This is a genomic window from Riemerella anatipestifer (assembly GCF_009663465.1).
Taxonomy (GTDB): domain Bacteria; phylum Bacteroidota; class Bacteroidia; order Flavobacteriales; family Weeksellaceae; genus Riemerella; species Riemerella anatipestifer_C.
Genome location: NZ_QXHU01000002.1, coordinates 64,697 through 83,571, shown reverse-complemented (window position 1 = coordinate 83,571; position 18,875 = coordinate 64,697). Strand labels below are relative to the sequence as shown.

13 protein-coding genes are annotated in these 18,875 nt (G+C 35.0%); 6 read left to right on the top strand and 7 right to left on the bottom strand.

From position 1 onward, the window contains the following. Window positions 1-24 precede the first annotated feature (24 nt). From D1003_RS02610 to D1003_RS02590, 5 genes are all read left to right on the top strand, one after another. Entirely contained in the window at window positions 25-765 is a 741-nt protein-coding gene (locus tag D1003_RS02610; protein WP_185148328.1) for a carboxypeptidase-like regulatory domain-containing protein, read from the top strand. A 257-nt stretch (window positions 766-1,022) separates the two neighbouring features. Continuing rightward, window positions 1,023-3,242, top strand: coding sequence for a TonB-dependent receptor domain-containing protein (locus D1003_RS02605; RefSeq protein WP_153935616.1), 2,220 nt, complete (start codon window positions 1,023-1,025; stop codon window positions 3,240-3,242). A gap of 157 nt (window positions 3,243-3,399) precedes the next feature. Continuing rightward, entirely contained in the window at window positions 3,400-6,279 is a 2,880-nt protein-coding gene (locus D1003_RS02600; protein ID WP_260393294.1) for a SusC/RagA family TonB-linked outer membrane protein, read from the top strand. Window positions 6,280-6,291: 12 nt separating this feature from the next. Further along, complete coding sequence (locus tag D1003_RS02595; RefSeq protein ID WP_153935615.1) at window positions 6,292-7,698, top strand: SusD/RagB family nutrient-binding outer membrane lipoprotein; 1,407 nt, start codon at window positions 6,292-6,294, stop codon at window positions 7,696-7,698. Between the two features lie 28 nt (window positions 7,699-7,726). Next, the gene (locus tag D1003_RS02590; protein ID WP_153935614.1) at window positions 7,727-8,746 is read left to right on the top strand and encodes an alkaline phosphatase D family protein; all 1,020 of its coding nucleotides are present in this window, start codon (window positions 7,727-7,729) and stop codon (window positions 8,744-8,746) included. A gap of 65 nt (window positions 8,747-8,811) precedes the next feature. Here D1003_RS02590 and D1003_RS02585 read toward each other — a convergent pair whose 3' ends face one another. From D1003_RS02585 to D1003_RS02570, 4 genes are all read right to left on the bottom strand, one after another. Continuing rightward, window positions 8,812-11,967 (bottom strand): efflux RND transporter permease subunit, encoded by a 3,156-nt coding sequence (locus D1003_RS02585; RefSeq protein WP_153935613.1) that lies wholly within the window; start codon window positions 11,965-11,967, stop codon window positions 8,812-8,814. Window positions 11,968-12,031: 64 nt separating this feature from the next. After that, window positions 12,032-13,087: an efflux RND transporter periplasmic adaptor subunit gene (locus D1003_RS02580; RefSeq protein ID WP_079207120.1), complete on the bottom strand. Its 1,056-nt coding sequence runs from the start codon at window positions 13,085-13,087 to the stop codon at window positions 12,032-12,034. Between the two features lie 6 nt (window positions 13,088-13,093). Then, complete coding sequence (locus D1003_RS02575) at window positions 13,094-14,440, bottom strand: TolC family protein (protein WP_153935612.1); 1,347 nt, start codon at window positions 14,438-14,440, stop codon at window positions 13,094-13,096. Then, window positions 14,430-15,044 (bottom strand): TetR/AcrR family transcriptional regulator, encoded by a 615-nt coding sequence (locus D1003_RS02570; RefSeq protein WP_079207123.1) that lies wholly within the window; start codon window positions 15,042-15,044, stop codon window positions 14,430-14,432. Before D1003_RS02570 ends, D1003_RS02575 begins: the two co-directional genes overlap by 11 nt. A gap of 124 nt (window positions 15,045-15,168) precedes the next feature. On the opposite strand from D1003_RS02570, the gene ctlX reads away from it, so the two are divergent. Beyond that, window positions 15,169-16,089: a citrulline utilization hydrolase CtlX gene (ctlX, locus tag D1003_RS02565; RefSeq protein WP_153935877.1), complete on the top strand. Its 921-nt coding sequence runs from the start codon at window positions 15,169-15,171 to the stop codon at window positions 16,087-16,089. A gap of 60 nt (window positions 16,090-16,149) precedes the next feature. Here ctlX and D1003_RS02560 read toward each other — a convergent pair whose 3' ends face one another. From D1003_RS02560 to D1003_RS02550, 3 genes are all read right to left on the bottom strand, one after another. Next, on the bottom strand, window positions 16,150-16,644 hold the full coding sequence (locus D1003_RS02560; protein ID WP_154137704.1) for a hypothetical protein: 495 nt from the start codon (window positions 16,642-16,644) through the stop codon (window positions 16,150-16,152). A gap of 71 nt (window positions 16,645-16,715) precedes the next feature. Further along, the gene (gene lysA / locus D1003_RS02555) at window positions 16,716-17,918 is read right to left on the bottom strand and encodes a diaminopimelate decarboxylase (RefSeq protein ID WP_079207128.1); all 1,203 of its coding nucleotides are present in this window, start codon (window positions 17,916-17,918) and stop codon (window positions 16,716-16,718) included. Between the two features lie 35 nt (window positions 17,919-17,953). After that, window positions 17,954-18,859, bottom strand: a complete 906-nt coding sequence (locus D1003_RS02550; protein ID WP_153935610.1) for a DUF4835 family protein — start codon at window positions 18,857-18,859, stop codon at window positions 17,954-17,956. Window positions 18,860-18,875 lie beyond the last annotated feature (16 nt).

The following is an 18,875-nucleotide window of genomic DNA, read 5'->3' as shown; positions in this document are numbered from 1 at the left end:
ACTACATAACTTTATATTAAAACGATGATGAAAACTCTATATGTTATCCTTCCTTTATTGCTCAATCAGACTTTGTTTTCTCAAAAGATAATCACTGGGAAAGTCGTTAATGAAAATCATATTCCTTTAGGCAATACGCTTGTCATCAATATAGCCACCAATCAGCAAAGCACTACGGATAACAATGGAGCCTTTAATATCCGTGCTTCCGAAGACGAAGAACTAAGATTTGTAAAATACGGCTATGAAAGGGTGGCTTATAAAGTATCTCCCAAAAGTTTTAACAACGAATTAAACATAACACTACTCCCCTCCTACAAAGAAATAGAAGAAGTGAAGCTAAGTATAAAGACCACAGGCAACATAAAAGAAGACCTAAAACAATTTAAACCCAATAAAAATTTGGAGCAACTAAAGTCGGATTTATTTATTGACTATAAGAAAACACCTTACAGCTATTACCGAAAATCAAAACTAGAAAATCCTATGCTTTTTACTCAACCCAAAGGAGAAGGATTCTCTTTAGGGAAAGTAAATAATAAATGGACACTACTAGATTTGCTTCAAATTCTGAATAAAGAGTTGGGAGAAGACTACTTTAAGGAACTCAATATAAACTATGACGAAAAAGATGCCTTCATTTATTTTGTGCTTAAAGATTTCGACACGAAAGATATTTTAAAATATGGGAGATTCACCCCTAACGACCTAGTTCAGTTTATGATTTTAGCAGAACAAAAACGACCTCTTTTTCAAAAAAAATAAGTATTCCCTAGACAACCTTTTATAATTTCTTGCGTCTTACTCTATAGAAAGTCTAAACAGATTTATTTTTTTACACAGATAATCAAATAGTTAAAGCATATTATACAAAATATATACTACTTTGTATTGCATAATAGTAATTTATTTATAATCTTTGTACCAGAAAATAAAACTAATAATCTTAAACAAAAGAGTCGAGTTTTACATTCATTTAAACTAATAACCACCACTCGGCTCTTTTTTAAAAAACAAAAGCTATGAAAAAGACTTATTTTTTACTCGGAATTTTGGTTTCTACAACCGTATTTTCACAAACTACTGCGAAAACCGATTCTACTAAAACTAAAAAGCTAGAAGAAGTTACGCTCACTAAGAAATTTATTCAGCAAAAATCTGATAGAATGGTGTACAATGTAGCAGCATCTCCTGCAGCCAAAGGGAATACGGTTTTGGAACTTCTGCAAAAAACACCAACCGTTACTACTACAGATGGGAAAGAGTTTAAAATTTTAGGAAAGTCTAGCACCACCATCTTCATCAACGGAAGAAAAGCAAATATGAATGCTGATGCTTTGCTAGCTCTACTAAAAAACACTCCTTCTGAAAACATTTCTAAGATAGAAGTTATTAGCCTTCCTGGTAGCGAGTACAATGTGGAAGGCGACACAGGCATCATTAACATCGTTATGAAAAAGAAGAATACCGATGGTTTTAATGGAGTTCTAAGAATGGAAAACGAACAAGCATTTTATAATAATACTTCGTCTAACCTCAGCTTAAACTACAGAAAAAATAAACTCGGCATAAGCACAAGCTTAGGGTATGGCGAAGACAACTATAAACAAAAGTTTACGATAGAGAACGGAACCTCTATAACCAAAACTCTTAGCCTTGTGGATATTGATATGCCTTCTCAAAGAACTAATTTCAATATTACCGCAGATTATGAACTTACTGAAAAGAGTAACTTAAACTTCAGTTTTAATTCTGGGCTTTCTTTTCAGAAAGAAGGCAAAACTACTTCTAACAACCAAGACTTCATCAATGGAAATTTATTCCAAATACGCCCATCGGAAGGCCTAGAGAAAGAAAACACTCAAAATTTCTCTACCGCTCTTAACTATGATTTAAAAACAGATAAAAATGGGAGCACTCTAAAAATCAACCTATCTCACCTCAAGTTTAACCGAGAAAATAGTAGCAATTTGCTGTTTTATTCTGGCATAGGCAATAATGCCGTTTCTCTTAATTCGGCTATGAATCAAGAGGCGCCTCAAAACATCAATAATACTTCTGGATTTTTAGACTACATTTGGAAACTCAAAGATAATTCTACTCTATCCGTAGGCGGAAACTTTGGCACTACCAAAACAGATAACAATACTATTTTTGATATTGCTGCTTCGGATTTAGTATTTTACAGAAATAATGCATTGAGTAACCACTTTATCTACCAAGAAAAGATAGGTGCTTTCTATACCAACTACGAGAGAAATTTTGGCGAAAAACTTTCTACAAAAGTAGGCTTACGATACGAAATGACCGCTACAAAAGGTGATGTAGAAGGAAAAAATGACCCTTATTATCATTTCAAAAATAATTACAGTAATTTGCTTCCGTTCCTTAATTTGGCCTATCAAGCTAATGACAATCATTCTATTAGCTACTCTTTTTCTAGCCGAGTACGAAGACCTTCGTTTTGGGAACTCAATCCAGTAAGAATGTACACCACAGAAACGAACTTTGGGCAAAACAACCCTTTTATGAAAGCCTCTACTAGCTACAACCAACAGCTAATGTATATGTTTAAGAGTACTTATTTCCTAAGCCTTAGCCAAAACTATACTAAAGATGCAGCCACTCAAATACCTTTACAAAAAACCACTGGCAACATTACGGAGCTGAGATATATAAGAACTAACTATGGTAACAAAAACCAGCTATCTGCAAGTATAGGTATGCAAAAAGCTTTCTTTAATGGTAGATGGATGGGAAGTTTTAACGCTACTGGAGTTTATACTCGTTTTAGTGGTAGTGTAAGCAAAGACCCTTTAACTCAAGAAGTTTTCCCTACTTATGTTGTGGATAGAACTACCGAATATCTAGCGTTAAGTTCTAACAACCAAATTGCTCTTAACAAAGCCAAAAATCTTTGGTTAGATGTAGATTACTTTTGGGTTTCTAAACAAAAAATGGAAATAGGAACTATCGACTCTCTACAAAAGCTAGACCTCTCCATAAAAAAGAATTGGGAAAATTGGACTTTCCGTTTTACAGCGAATGATGTCTTTAATACAATGGGATACATTCGTGTAAAAAACCAACAAGAGAATGGATATATCAGTGATGTTACACAAAGACAATATAACCAAACTTATGCTTTTTCGGTTACTTACAATTTCGGAAACCAAAAGGTTAAAAAAGTAAAGAAAAACGAAAACTCTAATAACGATATCCAAAATAGAACTGGGAAATAACGCTCAATATCTACTTTAAATACATACAAAATTTACAAAGCCTAAGTGTAACGCTTAGGCTTTTCTTTTTTAACAAAACTTAACCTTATGTTAAAACTCTCTTAATATCTTTTAACAGCATAGTTTATAGTTTTGGCCCAAAATCAAGCAGGTATTTATGAAAAAAAATCGTTTATGTATTATTGGGCTCATTTGTATGATAATGGGAAAAATAGATGCCCAACAAAATGAAAAAGAGCATCAAATCAATGAAGTAGTAATTTCTTCTCTAGGAATTAAAAAGGAAAAGAAAAAAACAGCAAACGCTATACAGGCTCTATCTGGTTCGGAACTTACCGAGGTTAAAACGGTAAATCCTTTAGACAATCTTTCTGGAAAAGTATCTGGTGTCCAAATTACCGCAGGAACTTCTGGCGTTGCTAGTTCATCAAGAATTGTCATAAGAGGTGATAACTCTCTTAACATCAACAATAATTCGCCAATGTTTATTATTGATGGAATACCTATTTCTAACCGTATTTTTGGAGTTGGAGGCTCACCAACCAATCAAGGAGACCTTCCATCTGACTATGGAAGTGGCATTATGGACATCAATCCTGAAGATATTGAAAATATGTCCGTATTAAAAGGTGGTGCCGCCGCACTATATGGCTCCAGAGCAGCAAACGGAGTTATTATGATTACCACCAAAAAGGGACAAAAGGGACGCAAATTTGCAGTGAACTACAATTCTTCTTTTATGTTCCAAAGTCCTATTCTTCCCGAGTTCCAATCGGTATATGGACAAGGAGGCACCAATAGTGCAGGAGAAAGATTTCAACTATTAAATGGTTTAGGAGAAAATTATGGACCAAAGTTTGACCCTAATTTATACCTTCTTCAAAACGGCTCTCCAGAATATGCCGATGGTGTAAAAATACCTTTTGTTAGAAGATATGATTTAAGAGATATTTTCAAAACAGGAACTCAAATCGTAAACAACATAAGCGTACAAGGAACTACCGACGATATTTCTTATCGTATATCTTATACTAATAATCAAAACGAAGGTTATATCCCAAACACTAATTTACATAAAAATACATTCTCAACCCACAGTACCTTTAAACTAACACCTAAGTTTGACTTATCCACTAGCCTAAATTTTGTGAATACTAAAAGTGATAATGTCCCCGTAACAGGATATGGTTCTCAAGGACTTATGTATGTACTGTATTGGAATCATCTAAATAACGATTTAAAATGGGCAAAAAACTATTGGCTAGAACCTGGAGTAAAACAAAACTACTCTCTAGGGTGGGCAGATAACCCTTATTTAATCGCCAATGAGAACATCAATGCCTTTAATAGAGACCGATTTTTTGGTAGCATTCAGCTAGACTATAAAATTAATCAAAACTTCTCTGCCCTCATAAGAACTGGACTAGATTATCAAAATGAAGATAGAACTTCTAGAAGACCTATGGCATCTCATAGGTATAGAAAGGGAATGCTAAGACTGCAAGACCTCAACTTTAATGAAGTAAATGTGGATATGCTCTTAAAATATCAAAATAAATTTGGTGATTTTGAGCTAGATGTACTAGGTGGCTTGAGTAGAATGGATAGAAAACTTAGTGAAAAGTTTCTGCAATCCAACGCTTTAATGACCCACGGCATCTACTCTCTAAACAATACACAGAATTTTGTATCTAGATACAGCGAATTTACCCAAGAAAGAATTAATTCTGTTTTAGGAAGCATCAATTTGGGATATAAAGATTATGCATTTTTAGAAGTAACCGCCCGTAACGATTGGTTCTCTACCCTGCCCACAAATAAAAACACTTATCTCTATCCATCAGCCTCTTTCAGTTGGCTACTCAATAAATCTTTAAATATGGGTAGAGCCATCAATCTGCTCAAAATAAGAACCAACTGGGCCATTATAGCCAACGGAACCTCTCCCGAATTTTTACAAAAAAAATATCTTTCTGGAGGTTTGCTAGGTACTGTTACCAATCCTACAGTAGCTCCAAATACAGACATAAAGCCTGAAACTACCACCACAAAAGAAGTCGGACTAGAGTTTATTGGATTTAAAAACAGACTAGAGTTTAATGCTTCTTTCTACCAAAACGCAACCAAAAACCAGATTATCCCTGTAAGAATATCCGACGCCACAGGATATAATGCCAACCTAGTAAATGCTGGTTTGGTGGAAAACCAAGGTATAGAAGCCTTCCTAAGATGGACAGCCGTAAAATCTAAAAACTTTATGTGGAATATGAGTTTCAACTTTACTAGAAACAGAGGCTGGGTTAGAGAGCTTTACAAAGATTTGCAATCTTATATTATCGCTGAAGGTCCTGCAGATGTAACCATAGAAGCTAGACCTGGTGGAAGAATGGGCGATATATATGGTTATGTATTTAAAAGAACTAATGACGGTCAAATTATCTTTAATGAAGGACTCCCTGTACTATCAGACACCAAAGAGCGCATAGGAAACTACAATCCTGATTTTATGCTAGGCTTTAGAAATCAATTCAATTATAAAAACTTCTCACTCGGAGTGCTATTTGATATTAGAAAAGGAGGCGTTATCTATTCTTACACCAATGCCATAGGCGGAGAGTCTGGGGTACTACCATATACACTAGAAGGGAGAGAAACAGGTATCATAGGAAAAGGAGTTAAACTAGAAAATGGCACATATGTGCCTAACGATGTCAGAGTATATCCAGAAAAATATTATCATTTTGGAGGCTATTACACTAGAAACAACGCCGAGTCTAACTCGTTTGATGCTTCGTTCATTAAATTAAGAGAAGTTAGCCTTGGATACTCATTGCCAAAAGAGTGGATAAAATCTGCTGGAATGGAAGAGTTACATATCTCTTTAGTTGGTAGAAATCTCCTAAGATGGACTAAAACACCTCAACATATAGACCCAGAATCTATGGCTATGTCTGGTGGTACTCTGCTACCAGGTATGGAGGTAATGCAATATCCTGTAGCTATAGGGTACGGCGTAAACTTTAATATTAAATTCTAAATCAAGGAAAAAATGAAAAAAATATTTTTAATCTTAACCAGTACTTTTGTCTTCAATTCCTGCACTAGAGGTTTTGAGGAAATGAACAAAGATAAAGATAATTTTACCGAAGAAACGGTAAGTGTAAATCTATTATTACCCAATATTCTTTATCGCATAGCGGATACCAATGTAGACAATAATTTTAGTCTAGGCAATAAAGTATCACAAATGATTAGCTACATACAATATAACCAAATAGATACTTATACATGGACTGCCAATGATAGTTATTGGAAACTTTATGGACAAATAGAAAACCTCAACGATATAGAATACATAGGCAAAAAATCTCATAAAGAAGAATACATAGGTGTGGCCAAGGTGTTAAAAGCTTTTATTTTTACTCAAATGTCCGATGCCTATGGTCCTATCCCTATGTCCGAAGCAGGACAGTACAAACAAGGAATACTTACTCCAAAGTATGACTCTCAAGAAGAAGTTTACAAAGGTGCAAACCAAATGCTCAAAGAAGCCAACCAAATACTAACAAAAGGAGCAACAATAGAGGGTGATAAACTCTACGGAGGCGATATAAGTAAATGGCGAAAATTCGCCAATTCTTTACGTCTAAGGGTTCTAATAAAAACAATGAATAAAAAAGACGTAAGTTCAGAAATTAGAGAAATCCTCTCCAATCCTAACGAATATCCAATATTCAAATCCAACCAAGATGCTGCAATCTATTATTATTCAGGCGTTGGAAATGATGTTTCTCCTTACTCCGCTGGTAGAGGCAGAGTTTATGAAATTGAGCAACTTACAGCCTTATCTACCACAATGTTAGACTTAGCAAAAAAATACAACGACCCTAGAATTGACACTTGGTATAACAAACCTCAAAATAGTAGCCATACAGAACACAAAGCCATCAAGCCAGGTTCTTATTCCACTGACTACAGAAACCTCTCTATGCTTAACCTAAATTTCCATTACAATCCTACTCTAATTAAAGGAATTTTAATGACTTACTCCGAGCTAGAGTTCATTTTAGCAGAAATGGCAGAAAAAGGTTGGGCTAACCTTCCTGCAAAGCAACATTACGAAAACGGAGTCAAAGCTAGTTTTGAATTCTGGAATACCGCAATGCCTCAAAACTATCTTACAGAAACTGCTGCTTATACAGGAGACAAACTTGTATTGATAGCAGAACAAAAATGGTTAGCCTTCTTTTGGAATGGCTTTGAGGCGTGGAACGATTTTAAAAGAACAGGATTACCTCAACTGAAACCAAGTGAAGGCAATACTAACGGTAATAAAATACCATCAAGGCTAATATATCCTTCTATTGAACAATCTGTAAATAGAGATAATTATCAAAAAGCCTCTAATCTACTAGGTGGAGATAATATTAATTCTAAAATGTGGTGGCAAAACTAAACTTCTAAATTTTAAACCAAAATAAACAATGACATTACTAAAAAAATTACTTTCAATATCTATATTTTCTGGACTACTCATTGCTAATGCTCAAGAGAAATTTATCATAGGAATAGCCTCTTGTTCTAAACAAGATAAAGACTTATCACTATTAGATAAAGTGGTTGAAAAGAAACCCAACTTATTTATATGGATGGGAGATAACATCTATGGAGACACCTACGATATGACGGTTCTAGAAGCTAAGTATCAAAAATTAACCAACAATCCTCATTTTAAAAACCTAAAGAAAAATGTTCCGATGCTATCTACTTGGGACGACCACGACTATGGTTGGAATGATGCGGGGAAAGAATACCCTCACAAAGAAGCCTCTAAAGCCTTGTTTTTAAAATATTGGGAGGTTAATAATAAATTCAGACAGACCAACGCTAACGGTATTTATGGAGTAGAATATTTCACTTTTAAAAACAAAAAAATTCAAATCATTATTTTAGACACTAGATTTAATCGTGATGCTCTTTGTAAATTTGAAAGTACAATGCCTTTCGGAAAGAACGACTATGTTCCGTGCCGAGATACTTCTAAAAGTTTTCTAGGAGAAGCTCAATGGAACTGGCTAGAGGAAATTCTAAAAACTCCTGCAGATTTAAGGATTTTGGTTTCTAGTATCCAGTTCTCACACGAATACAATGGTTGGGAATCTTGGACAAACCTTCCTAGCCAACAACAAAAAATGATGGATTTAATTAAGAAAACTAAAGCCGAAAATCTTTTTGTAATATCTGGAGATGTACATTGGGGAGAGTTATCAAAGTACAGCCTACCCAACCAATATCCTATCTATGATTTAACGTCTAGTGGTTTAACCGAAAAATGGCCGTCCCTAGAGCCTAATAAATTTAGAATAGGAGAGGCTGTTGTAGAACCCAACTACGGAATAATAGAGTACGATGGAGAAAACCAAATCACATTTAAACTCTATGACCATAAAGATATTCTAAAGCTAAATTATCAACTAGATTTAAAGACTTTAAAATTTAAATAAAATACTATTTTTTCTTTAGGCTAAAAGTAGAGGCTCCATTTTTTGAAGCCTCTTTTTTTATTATTCTAAAATTCTATTTCATCTTCTGGATGAAGGTGTTTATAATCTGCTTTCATTAGAGCATCATAATCTGCTTTGTCTTCTTTAGCAAGTTTTCTTTCCAGTTTTACTACAATTAAATATACCACTGGAACAATCACTAATGTAAGGAATAATGATGATAACAATCCTCCAATAATCACAATAGCCAAACCGTTATTCATCTCTGCCGCCGCTCCCGAAGCCATCGCAATAGGAAGCATACCAAATACCATCGCTATCGTAGTCATCAAAATAGGACGAAGTCTAGCGTGGTTGGCTTGTATTAAAGCATTTTCTATGGTTTCACCTTGCTCTAATCTATGATTCGCAAAATCTACCAAGAGAATGGCATTCTTCGCCACCAAACCAATCAACATAATAATCCCTAAAATGGTAAAGATATTTAAACTCTGATTGGTAAGAGCCAATGCCCACAGTGCTCCAATAAAGGAAAGAGGAATAGAAAACAGGACAATAAACGGTTTTACAAAGTCATCATAAAGCACCACCATAATCATATACACTAATAATATCGCCGCTAGTAATGCGTATCCTAAAGAACCAAAACCTTCACTTTGGTTTTCCATATTACCACCCCATACCCATTTTACGCTGGCAGGTTTCTTTACATTTTCTAACTTGGCAAGCCATTCATTAGCCACAGCTCCCATACTTTTACCTATGGTTTGGGCTTGTATAGTAACAGCTGGTGAACGGTCGTATCTCTCCAAAACGGCAGGACCAGAAGAGAAATCAACCATAGCAAATTGTGATAGTTTTATTCTCTGTCCTTGAGCATTGGTAAACTCAATATTTCTCACATCATCTATGCTACCTCTTTTAGATTCGTCTAAGATGATATTGATGTCGTATTCACTATTTCCTGTACGGAATTTATTATCGGTATTTCCACTAAAAGCCGTTCTCAATGTCTGCCCTACGGTTGCCACATTAAGACCTAGAGCCGTCATTTTATCTCTATCTACACTCACCGAAATTTCTGGGTTACCTTCTTCTACACTCAACTTTACTTCCGTAGCTCCTTCTATAGATTTCAGTACCTTTTCTGCTTCTTTAGCATAGCCTAGAGCTTCGTCTAGTGTTGTACCCATTACTGTCATCTGCAACGGTGCTTGTTCAGCTCCCATAAGCCCCATAGGTACAGTAGTTACTTTTGCACCAACTAAAATAGGCTCTAGTTCTCGTTTTATTTTTGCAGCAAAAACATTACTCGGCTCACTTCTTTTAGATTTATCTATAAGTTTAACATTAATTTCAGATTTATACGGCGTGGACTGTACTGCTCCCATACCACCACTAGACTGCCCCACCGTGGTAATCATCGTAGCTACATTAGAGTTTTTAGCAAGATAGTTTTCTGCCTTTTGAGTCATAAAGTTGGTTTGCTCTATAGAAACATCTTTTGGCATTTCTATTTGAACCAAAAACTCTCCTTTATCAGTTCTAGGGAAAAAGTCTGACCCAATATAGCCCATTACGAGCAAGGCGATAGAACTTACGAAAAGTAAAAAGGTTACAACAAAGGTTTTAATCTTATTATTTAGACACCATTTAAGTAAATCTGTTACAAAATGAGTGAACTTAGTTAAACCATCTTCAAAAGTGTAAATCACTTTACCAAAGATAGAATCTTTGCTAATCAGCTCAAGTTTACCAAAACGAGAGAACAACCAAGGTACTACGGTGAACGATACTAATAAAGACAACATTGTAGCGATAACTACCGTTACACAAAACTGTCTAATAATATCGGATACCAAACCACTACTTAAGGCTATAGGTAAAAACACCACCACAATTACCAAAGTAATAGCGGTAACGGTAAAGCCTATTTCTTTAGCTCCATCATACGCGGCACGAACTTTATTCTTACCCATCTCCATATGGCGGTGGATATTCTCTATTACCACAATGGCATCATCCACCAATATCCCTACTACCAAAGATAACGCAAGTAAACTCATCAAGTTGAGAGAGAACCCAAACAACGCTATCCCTATAAATGTTGCAATAAGAGAGGTTGGAATAGCCACCATTACGATAAGAGCATTCCTAAAACTATGCAAGAAAAACAACATCACAAACGCCACCAACGCCACCGCAATAAGTAAATCCTTCAGCACCGAATCCGCCGCCGCAAGTGTGAATACCGAAGTATCATTAGCCAAATTGATTTTAAGCCCTTGGTCTTTATATTGTTCTTCTATAACTTTCATTTTCTTCTGAACCAACTCACTCATTGTAACGGCGTTGGCATCAGTTTGTTTCTGAACTTGAAGTAACAAGGTGTTCTGTTGATTGATACGAGCAATTTTATCTACCTTTTTCTGAGTATCTTGTACTTCGGCAACATCAGAAAGTTTAATATTAATACCATTCATAGAAGCAATGGTAAGGTTTCTAAGTTCTTCTACCGAAGCTATTTTCCCTGAAAGACGGATAAGTGTAGAGTTATCTCTAGTCTGCAAATTTCCTGTTGGGAAATCTAGGTTAGACGCTGTAATTATCTGAACCACCTGCGGAATGCTAAGCCCATAACCTTGTAATTTACTAGGGTCTAAATTGATACGAATTTCTCGCTCTTGCCCTCCTACAATATTTACCTTAGCGACACCTGAGATTCTAGAAAATTCTGGTTGAATTTTTTGGTCTATCAAATCATAAAGTTCATTTTCAGATAAGTTGGCGGTAACCCCCATACTTACAACAGGTAAATCTGAAAGCGAAAACTGTGATAACGAAGGCTCTTTAACTCCATCAGGAAGGTTTGATCTAATGGCATTGATTTTCCTTTGGGTATCATTCATTGCGAAGTCTGTATTGACATCATTATTAAACTGAATGATAACAATGGAAAGACTTTCGTAAGATTTAGTTTGTATTTTCTTCACCCCTTCTAGTGCAGAAACAGCATCTTCTATTTTTTTAGACACTGTATTCTCTACCTCGGTAGGAGATGCCCCTGGATATATGGTAGCCACAGTAACTACCTTTACTTCAAACTTGGGTACTAACTCATAATTAAGTTGTTTATAACTAAACAATCCTCCTATGAGAAGTAATGACAAGATTACAATAACTAGACTGGGTCTTTTTATGGATACTTCTGCTAATTTCATCTTATATTCCTCTATTAAGTCATTAAAAAATCAAAAAACGCATTGATTTCTTAAATCCAAATGATTATTTTAATACTTTAACTTTAGCACCATCTACTAAGTTGATTTGCCCACTAGTTACTACCATATCTCCTGCATTAAGTCCTCCTGTAACCTCTACTTTATCACCATAGTTAGCACCACTTTGAATTTTGGTAAGATGAACTACACCGTTTCTCACTACAAAAACCAAATTATCACTCACACCGCCCACAAAAGCGTTTCTAGGAATACTCAAAATTTCTTTTGCTCCAGTTCTGTCAAATGTTGCCGTTCCGTACATTCCTGCTTTTAAAATATTAGATGCATTATTGATTGTAATTTCTACAGGAAATTTAAGAGCTCCATTAGATGCGGGTGCTATAAAGGATACTTGCCCATCTATCTCGGTATCCACCACACTAGGTTTTACTTTTACTGTGTTACCAACCGATAGTTGTGTTACTTGAGACTCATCTACCTCCACTTTTAGTTTAAGTGATGAAATATCCACCACTTGTACAATAGGTGTTCCTACCCCCACAACGCTACCTAGTTCTACCATTTTTTGATTAACGATACCATTCACTTTAGACACAACGTTAGTATCGCCAGACATAAGTTGAGCCGACTGTACCTGCGCTCTAGCATTTTTCACCTGCAATCTCGCTTGATCTAGTTGTAGTGCTGTTACTCCACCTGTTTTATAAGCGGCTTCAAAACGGTTAAGTGCCGAAATAGCTTGGTCTAAATTAGCTTGAGCATTGCTTACATTCACATTTATTTTATCTCCTTTGAGTTTGGCTATTACTTGCCCCACTCTCACATAGCTGCCCTCCTTTACATAAAGAGCTACCAACTGTCCACCCATCTCTGCCGAAATATTAGCCTGTGTTTTTGCCAAAAAAGTACCATTAACACTAAAAGCACCTCCTATTTCCTCTCTTTTCACAGCTTCGGCTTTTACCGCTATTTCGTTATTTTTTTCTGCTACGATATTTACCTGCTCTTGGTTCTTGGCTTTATTTTTTTGAAGAATAAAGAAAAAGCCCACAGCTACGCCTACTACCGCTATAATAGATAATAATGTTTTTTTATTCATGATAATTTATTTTTCTGTTAAAGTTCTTAGTTTACCTTGTGATTTTAGGAGCTCTATTTCCGCTAATTTATAATCTAGCTTAGATTTTGTAAGGTTATTTTTCGCATCAGCCAAATCTCTTTCCGCCCCCAAAATATCGTTAAGCGTAGCCAAGCCATACTGATAATTTGCCCTTGTATTCGCCATAACTTCTTCTGCCAACTTTACGTTATTCTCTTGGTTTTTAATGGTAATACTGCTATTTTCCAATTGAGTTTTTGCATTCTTATAAGCTAAATCTAATCCCAATTGTGCTTCCTTTAAGTCAGCTTGTGCCTTTTCAATATCTATTTTATCTTTTTCTATTTTTGATTTGGTGGAAAATCCATTAAAAACAGGAATACTAATATTGAGACCTATTGAGGCCATATCCGACCAATAGACCTTATCTTTTTCCCCGTGCCACCAAGGCATTTTAGCCCCTTGCCCTAGCCAACCATAGTTGGCAATTAGAGTTGCGGTTGGATAATATTCAGATTCCGAAGCTTTTTTCTTCCAGTTAAGTAGTTCTAGCTGTTTCTTCAACACCTTAAGCTCTGTTCTTTCAGAAAAATCCGAGTTAGAACTTTCCGAAATAAGTACAGACGGCTCAAAACTCTGCTCTGGAAGCTCTATCTCTTGCTCCATCTGCATACCTATCATAAATTTAAGTGCATTTTTACTTAACTGCACAGCATTGATAAGCTGTTGCTGATTTGCCTTTACATTATTAAACGAAACCAAAGCCCTATCATAATCTATTTTCTTTGCTAAACCAGCATCATATAATCCCTTAATAATCTTAACTGTTTGCTCTACAATTTTTAGGTTATCTTGCAGATTTTGCAACATTTGCTCCGTCTGATAAACTTGATAATAGGCATTAGCCACCTTTTCTATAATCTGCTCCTCCGTAAGTTGTGCATTGATGAGATAAAACTCCTTAGTAGATTTAGCTGCTTTCAACCCAGTAAAAACTGTTTGGTTAAAAAGCACCTGCTGGAGCTGCGCCATATGAGTTGACTGCCATCTTTGCCCCAATGTAAGCCTCATATTTTGAGTAGGGTTTACAAAATTAGGCATAATAATTTCCTGTAACAAAGGGTTATAAGTAGTATTATTATTGATGGTTATCTTTGGGAAAGCATTAGCTTTAACCTCTGCTATTTCGGCATCACCTTTTTTTATGTTTAGTCTTGCTTTCTCCGCATCTGCTTTATGCTCCATAGCGTGATTTATAGCTTCGGACAAGGACAACATTCTTGAATCCTGAGCCGAAAAAGCACCCTGAAAAAATAAAGCCACAAGACCTATAATTTTAATGCTATTTTTCATTGTTATATTCTAGTTGATTTAAAATTTCTTTTCCTTTAGGTGTTACTATGGCATTGAGATAAAACCTAACCACCCCTTGACAGTAATTACTCCTGCCCTCTTTCTGTTCTTCTTCAAAAAGAGGAGAACTATCAAAGGCAAACATCAGTTCTAAAAAATACTTAGCATAGGTTTCTATATCAAAGTCTTTTTCATAAAGCCCCTGCTCTCTACCTTTAATAACATTATGCTTAAGTATCTCGTAAATACCTTTATAGACATTCACAATGTGCATATTGTAAATCTCTGGATAATATTTGATGAGCTGACGCACAAAAAATGTCTTGTTATTTTTAGAAATCTGCTCTATTTTAGGCTCTCTCAAAAGCATTTTTTCTACCGGGTTTAGATTTTTCTCTTCCTCTGCTTTAAGCTGTTCTAGAAGCTGTTTCAATAAGAAATTTAAAACTTCCTCTAGCAGTATTTCTTTGTTCTTATAGTTTTGATACAACGTTTTTTTAGACATCGAAAAAGCCCTAGCTATCTCATCCATAGTGAGAGATTTAGCTCCATTCTGAAGAAAAAGATCCGAGACTTTTTTCAAAAAAATATTTTTATCTTCCATAATTTCAATGCTGCAAATATAGAACAAAAAACTAATAAACAAAAAAAGTTTCCAAGTTTATTTTGTTTTTAGTGCCTTTGGTTCTCAATCCCGAAAAAACATTATCTTTGTGAAAAATATTTTTATGCAAACCACCAATACCGTTTTAATGATAGAACCTGTAGCATTTGGCTACAACGCACAAACCGCAGAAAATAATTATTTTCAAGTTAATTCAGAAAATGAGGATACTCAATCTAAAGCTTTACAAGAGTTTAAAAATTTTGTAGAAAAACTTCGTTCTAAAGGCATCGCTGTTGTAAGCATACAAGACACTTTAGAGCCACACACACCTGACTCTATTTTCCCAAACAACTGGGTGAGTTTTGGTGCTGATGGGAGAGTTATCCTCTACCCTATGTACGCTCCTAACAGAAGAGACGAACGCCGTATGGATATTTTAGACAATCTTAAAAACCAAGGATTCAAAATAAGTGAAGTTGTAGATTTAACCTCTTCTGAAAAAGACAGTGTTTTTCTAGAAGGTACAGGCAGTATTATTTTTGACCATGATAACAAATTGGCTTACGGCTCAGTTTCGTTAAGATTAGACGAAAAGCTTTTCCGTGAGTTTTGTGAGAAGTTTGGTTATACGCCTGTAGTTTTTCATTCTTACCAAACAGCTGGTACAGAGAGATTGCCTATCTACCACACCAATGTGATGATGTGCGTTGCAGACCGCTTTGTTGTCATCTGTCTAGATTGTATTGACAACCTTGAGGAACGCCAATATGTAGTAGATACAATAAAAAAATCTGGAAAAGAAATTATAGAAATATCCGAAGAACAAATGCAAAATTTTGCTGGGAATATGCTTCAAGTACATAATAACGAAGGAAAGAAATTTTTGGTAATGAGCCAAAGTGCCTACCAATCTCTTTCCCCTAATCAGGTAGAAAATATAGAGAAATATTCAGAAATCATTTATTCTGACCTCAGCACTATAGAAACCAACGGCGGCGGTAGTGCAAGATGTATGCTTGCAGAAGTTTTCTTACCTAAATAAAAAACAAGAAACTATAAGCACAAATGGGCAAAATCTAGAAGGTTTTCGCCCATTTTTTATCTATAACCCATAAGTATCGTAAGATTCTGGACTGAATAAAGTCTTAATTTTTATATTAGACTTAACTGGAATACCGTTACAGGTTGCTGGCTTCCAATTTTTTTTAACACGCTTTATTGCATACTTTATATCGGTTTGAAAATAATCGTCATTCTTTAATCTTGGAAGTACCTCTATTTTGCCTACTTTTCCTTTTTCATCTATTTCTAAATTGATAGAGAACAGCCCTTTGGCATAGTAAGTATCTTTATCCAAATAAGCCACCAAATACTTCGCTAAGTCTTTAGAAAAAAGTGCATCTCCTCCTTCAAATCTAGAATGTTCATAATTTAAAGAACACTTATTATCCGTTATAAATATTGGTTTACTTATTCTAACAAGAATGTGAGTATCTGTACCTCCAAAGAAATTATACCCTTCCTGCATATCCTCTATATCCTGTCCAAATGCAGCAGTTGAAATCAAATAAAATAATAATAGAACTAACTTTTTCATACTCCTTCTCTTTTCAAAATTCTTAATGTAAAGGTACAAAAAATGCCGCTCTAAAAACGGCATTTTACTTATTAAATCACCTCTATTTGATTTCTTAATAAGTCTTCAAACTCATCTCTTTTTCTTATCAAGTGAGCCTTACCATCTAACCAAAATACCTCTGCAGGCTTAAGTCTAGAATTAAAATTAGAACTCATCTCAAAACCATAAGCTCCTGCATTTCTGAATACTAAAATATCACCTTCTCTCACTTCGTTTATTTTCCTATCCCAAGCAAATGTATCCGTTTCGCAGATATTTCCTACCACAGTATAAATTCGCTCTGGTCCATTAGGATTGGACAAATTTTCTATTTTATGATAAGAATCATAAAACATTGGACGAATCAAATGGTTGAATCCAGAATTAACTCCAACAAACACCGTTGCTGTGGTTTGTTTAATTACATTAGATTTCACTAAGAAATGCCCACATTTCCCTACTAAAAATTTACCTGGTTCAAACCAAAGTTGAAGTTCTTTACCTTGCTCTTCGTTAAATTTAGCTAAAGCCTTTTCTACTTTTTTACCAAGACTTTTAACATCAGTCTCCATATCTCCTTCTTGATAAGGAATTTTAAAGCCGCTCCCCATATCTATATACTTAAGGTTAGGGAAATGCTCTGCCAATTCAAACATAATTTCTAAGCCTTGTAAAAATACATCTGGGTCTTTAATCTCGCTTCCTGTATGCATATGAAGCCCCTCCACATTAAGCCCGGTAGTCTTAGCTACTCTCTCAATATGACGCATTTGGTGAATAGAAATACCAAATTTAGAATCTATATGACCTGTGGAAATTTTGTAATTACCCCCTGCAAAAATATGTGGATTTACTCTTACAAAAATCGGATAAGAACCTCCAAATTTAGTCCCAAACTGTTCTAAAATAGAAATATTATCAATATTGATATGCACTCCCAACTTTACTGCCTCCTCTACCTCTAAAATATCCACAGAATTAGGTGTAAACAAAATTCTATCTTTAGAAAAACCAGCCTTAAGCCCTAGCTTAACCTCGTTAATAGACACACAGTCCAAAGAAGCTCCTAACTGTTCTACATATTTAAGTATATTGATATTTGTAAGTGCCTTAGCTGCGTAGAAAAACCTTGTTTTTTCCGAAAACGAAGAGGTTAATTTTTCGTACTGCTGCTTGATAGATTCTGCATCATACACATATACAGGTGTACCGAACTCTTCTGCTACACTTAGCAAATTCTGATTGGTTATCATAACATTATAATTATTGTAAAGTTAACGTATTTTTTCTACTTCCACTTATCCCACTTGCCATCTATATCTTTGGGAGCAAATACAGACATAAGACTCTTAAGTTCTACCATATTTATGGAAACGTTGTTACCACTATTGAAAATATTATAGATTTCGTCTTTCTTTGTATCAATAAAAATATTGAAAGGATAATTCATTTGAAACCCATTTTCATAAGTTTTAAGACTTAATAAAGCATCAGCGACAGCCGTTTTAGAGTTATTATTAGCATCTAGTTTGTACATATTGTCCAACCCTTGACGATGATATCGATAGAACGCTTGTCTAAAAGTAGAAAAATCTGGTTTCAGAATATTATCTATCAATGCCCCACGTGTCCTTTGACCTTCCATTTGCGACCACCCTTTATAATTTTGATTCTGAGAGTTTTGGGCTATTTTTTGTGATTTTTCAAACCAAAGTTCGCCACCTTTATTTTGGAAAGAATCCGCATCGTAACCTAAAATAAGGTAAATATAAAAACTGATCACATCTATTAAATTTTTGCCTGAAAACTGTCTTTCATTAAAAATTAAATTTTCGTTTTCAGCATATTCAAAACTAAAGTTAGTGTCGTTAATATTAAGAAGTGGACTTTCGTATTGCGTATTAAACACAGGACGCGTAGATTGCACCACTAAACTACCTCTAAACGAATTACTCCCCGTTCTTTCCGATATAATGATGGCAAAATTGCACTTTATTTTTTCAAAATTTTGAAGTTTTTTTCCTGTCCAGCTGGTATTGTTTATAAATTCTCTTAAGTTTCTTTCTAGCGTCTTAAATACTTGTGTATTGCTCCCTCCTACCTGTGCAAAATTAATCTGCACATTAGCTTGAAACTCTTGCCCAAAAGCCAAAGCTCCAAATAGAATTCCAAAAAAAGCGATAATTTTTTTCATATCAAAAACTTATAAA

Bases quoted from the DNA above. Each gene is read 5' to 3' on its own strand.
- D1003_RS02610 (WP_185148328.1), top strand. From the start codon at position 25: ATGATGAAAACTCTATATGTTATCCTTCCTTTATTGCTCAATCAGACT.
- D1003_RS02605 (WP_153935616.1), top strand. From the start codon at position 1,023: ATGAAAAAGACTTATTTTTTACTCGGAATTTTGGTTTCTACAACCGTA.
- D1003_RS02600 (WP_260393294.1), top strand. From the start codon at position 3,400: ATGAAAAAAAATCGTTTATGTATTATTGGGCTCATTTGTATGATAATG.
- D1003_RS02595 (WP_153935615.1), top strand. From the start codon at position 6,292: ATGAAAAAAATATTTTTAATCTTAACCAGTACTTTTGTCTTCAATTCC.
- D1003_RS02590 (WP_153935614.1), top strand. From the start codon at position 7,727: ATGACATTACTAAAAAAATTACTTTCAATATCTATATTTTCTGGACTA.
- D1003_RS02585 (WP_153935613.1), bottom strand. From the start codon at position 11,967: ATGAAATTAGCAGAAGTATCCATAAAAAGACCCAGTCTAGTTATTGTA.
- D1003_RS02580 (WP_079207120.1), bottom strand. From the start codon at position 13,087: ATGAATAAAAAAACATTATTATCTATTATAGCGGTAGTAGGCGTAGCT.
- D1003_RS02575 (WP_153935612.1), bottom strand. From the start codon at position 14,440: ATGAAAAATAGCATTAAAATTATAGGTCTTGTGGCTTTATTTTTTCAG.
- D1003_RS02570 (WP_079207123.1), bottom strand. From the start codon at position 15,044: ATGGAAGATAAAAATATTTTTTTGAAAAAAGTCTCGGATCTTTTTCTT.
- ctlX (WP_153935877.1), top strand. From the start codon at position 15,169: ATGCAAACCACCAATACCGTTTTAATGATAGAACCTGTAGCATTTGGC.
- D1003_RS02560 (WP_154137704.1), bottom strand. From the start codon at position 16,644: ATGAAAAAGTTAGTTCTATTATTATTTTATTTGATTTCAACTGCTGCA.
- lysA (WP_079207128.1), bottom strand. From the start codon at position 17,918: ATGATAACCAATCAGAATTTGCTAAGTGTAGCAGAAGAGTTCGGTACA.
- D1003_RS02550 (WP_153935610.1), bottom strand. From the start codon at position 18,859: ATGAAAAAAATTATCGCTTTTTTTGGAATTCTATTTGGAGCTTTGGCT.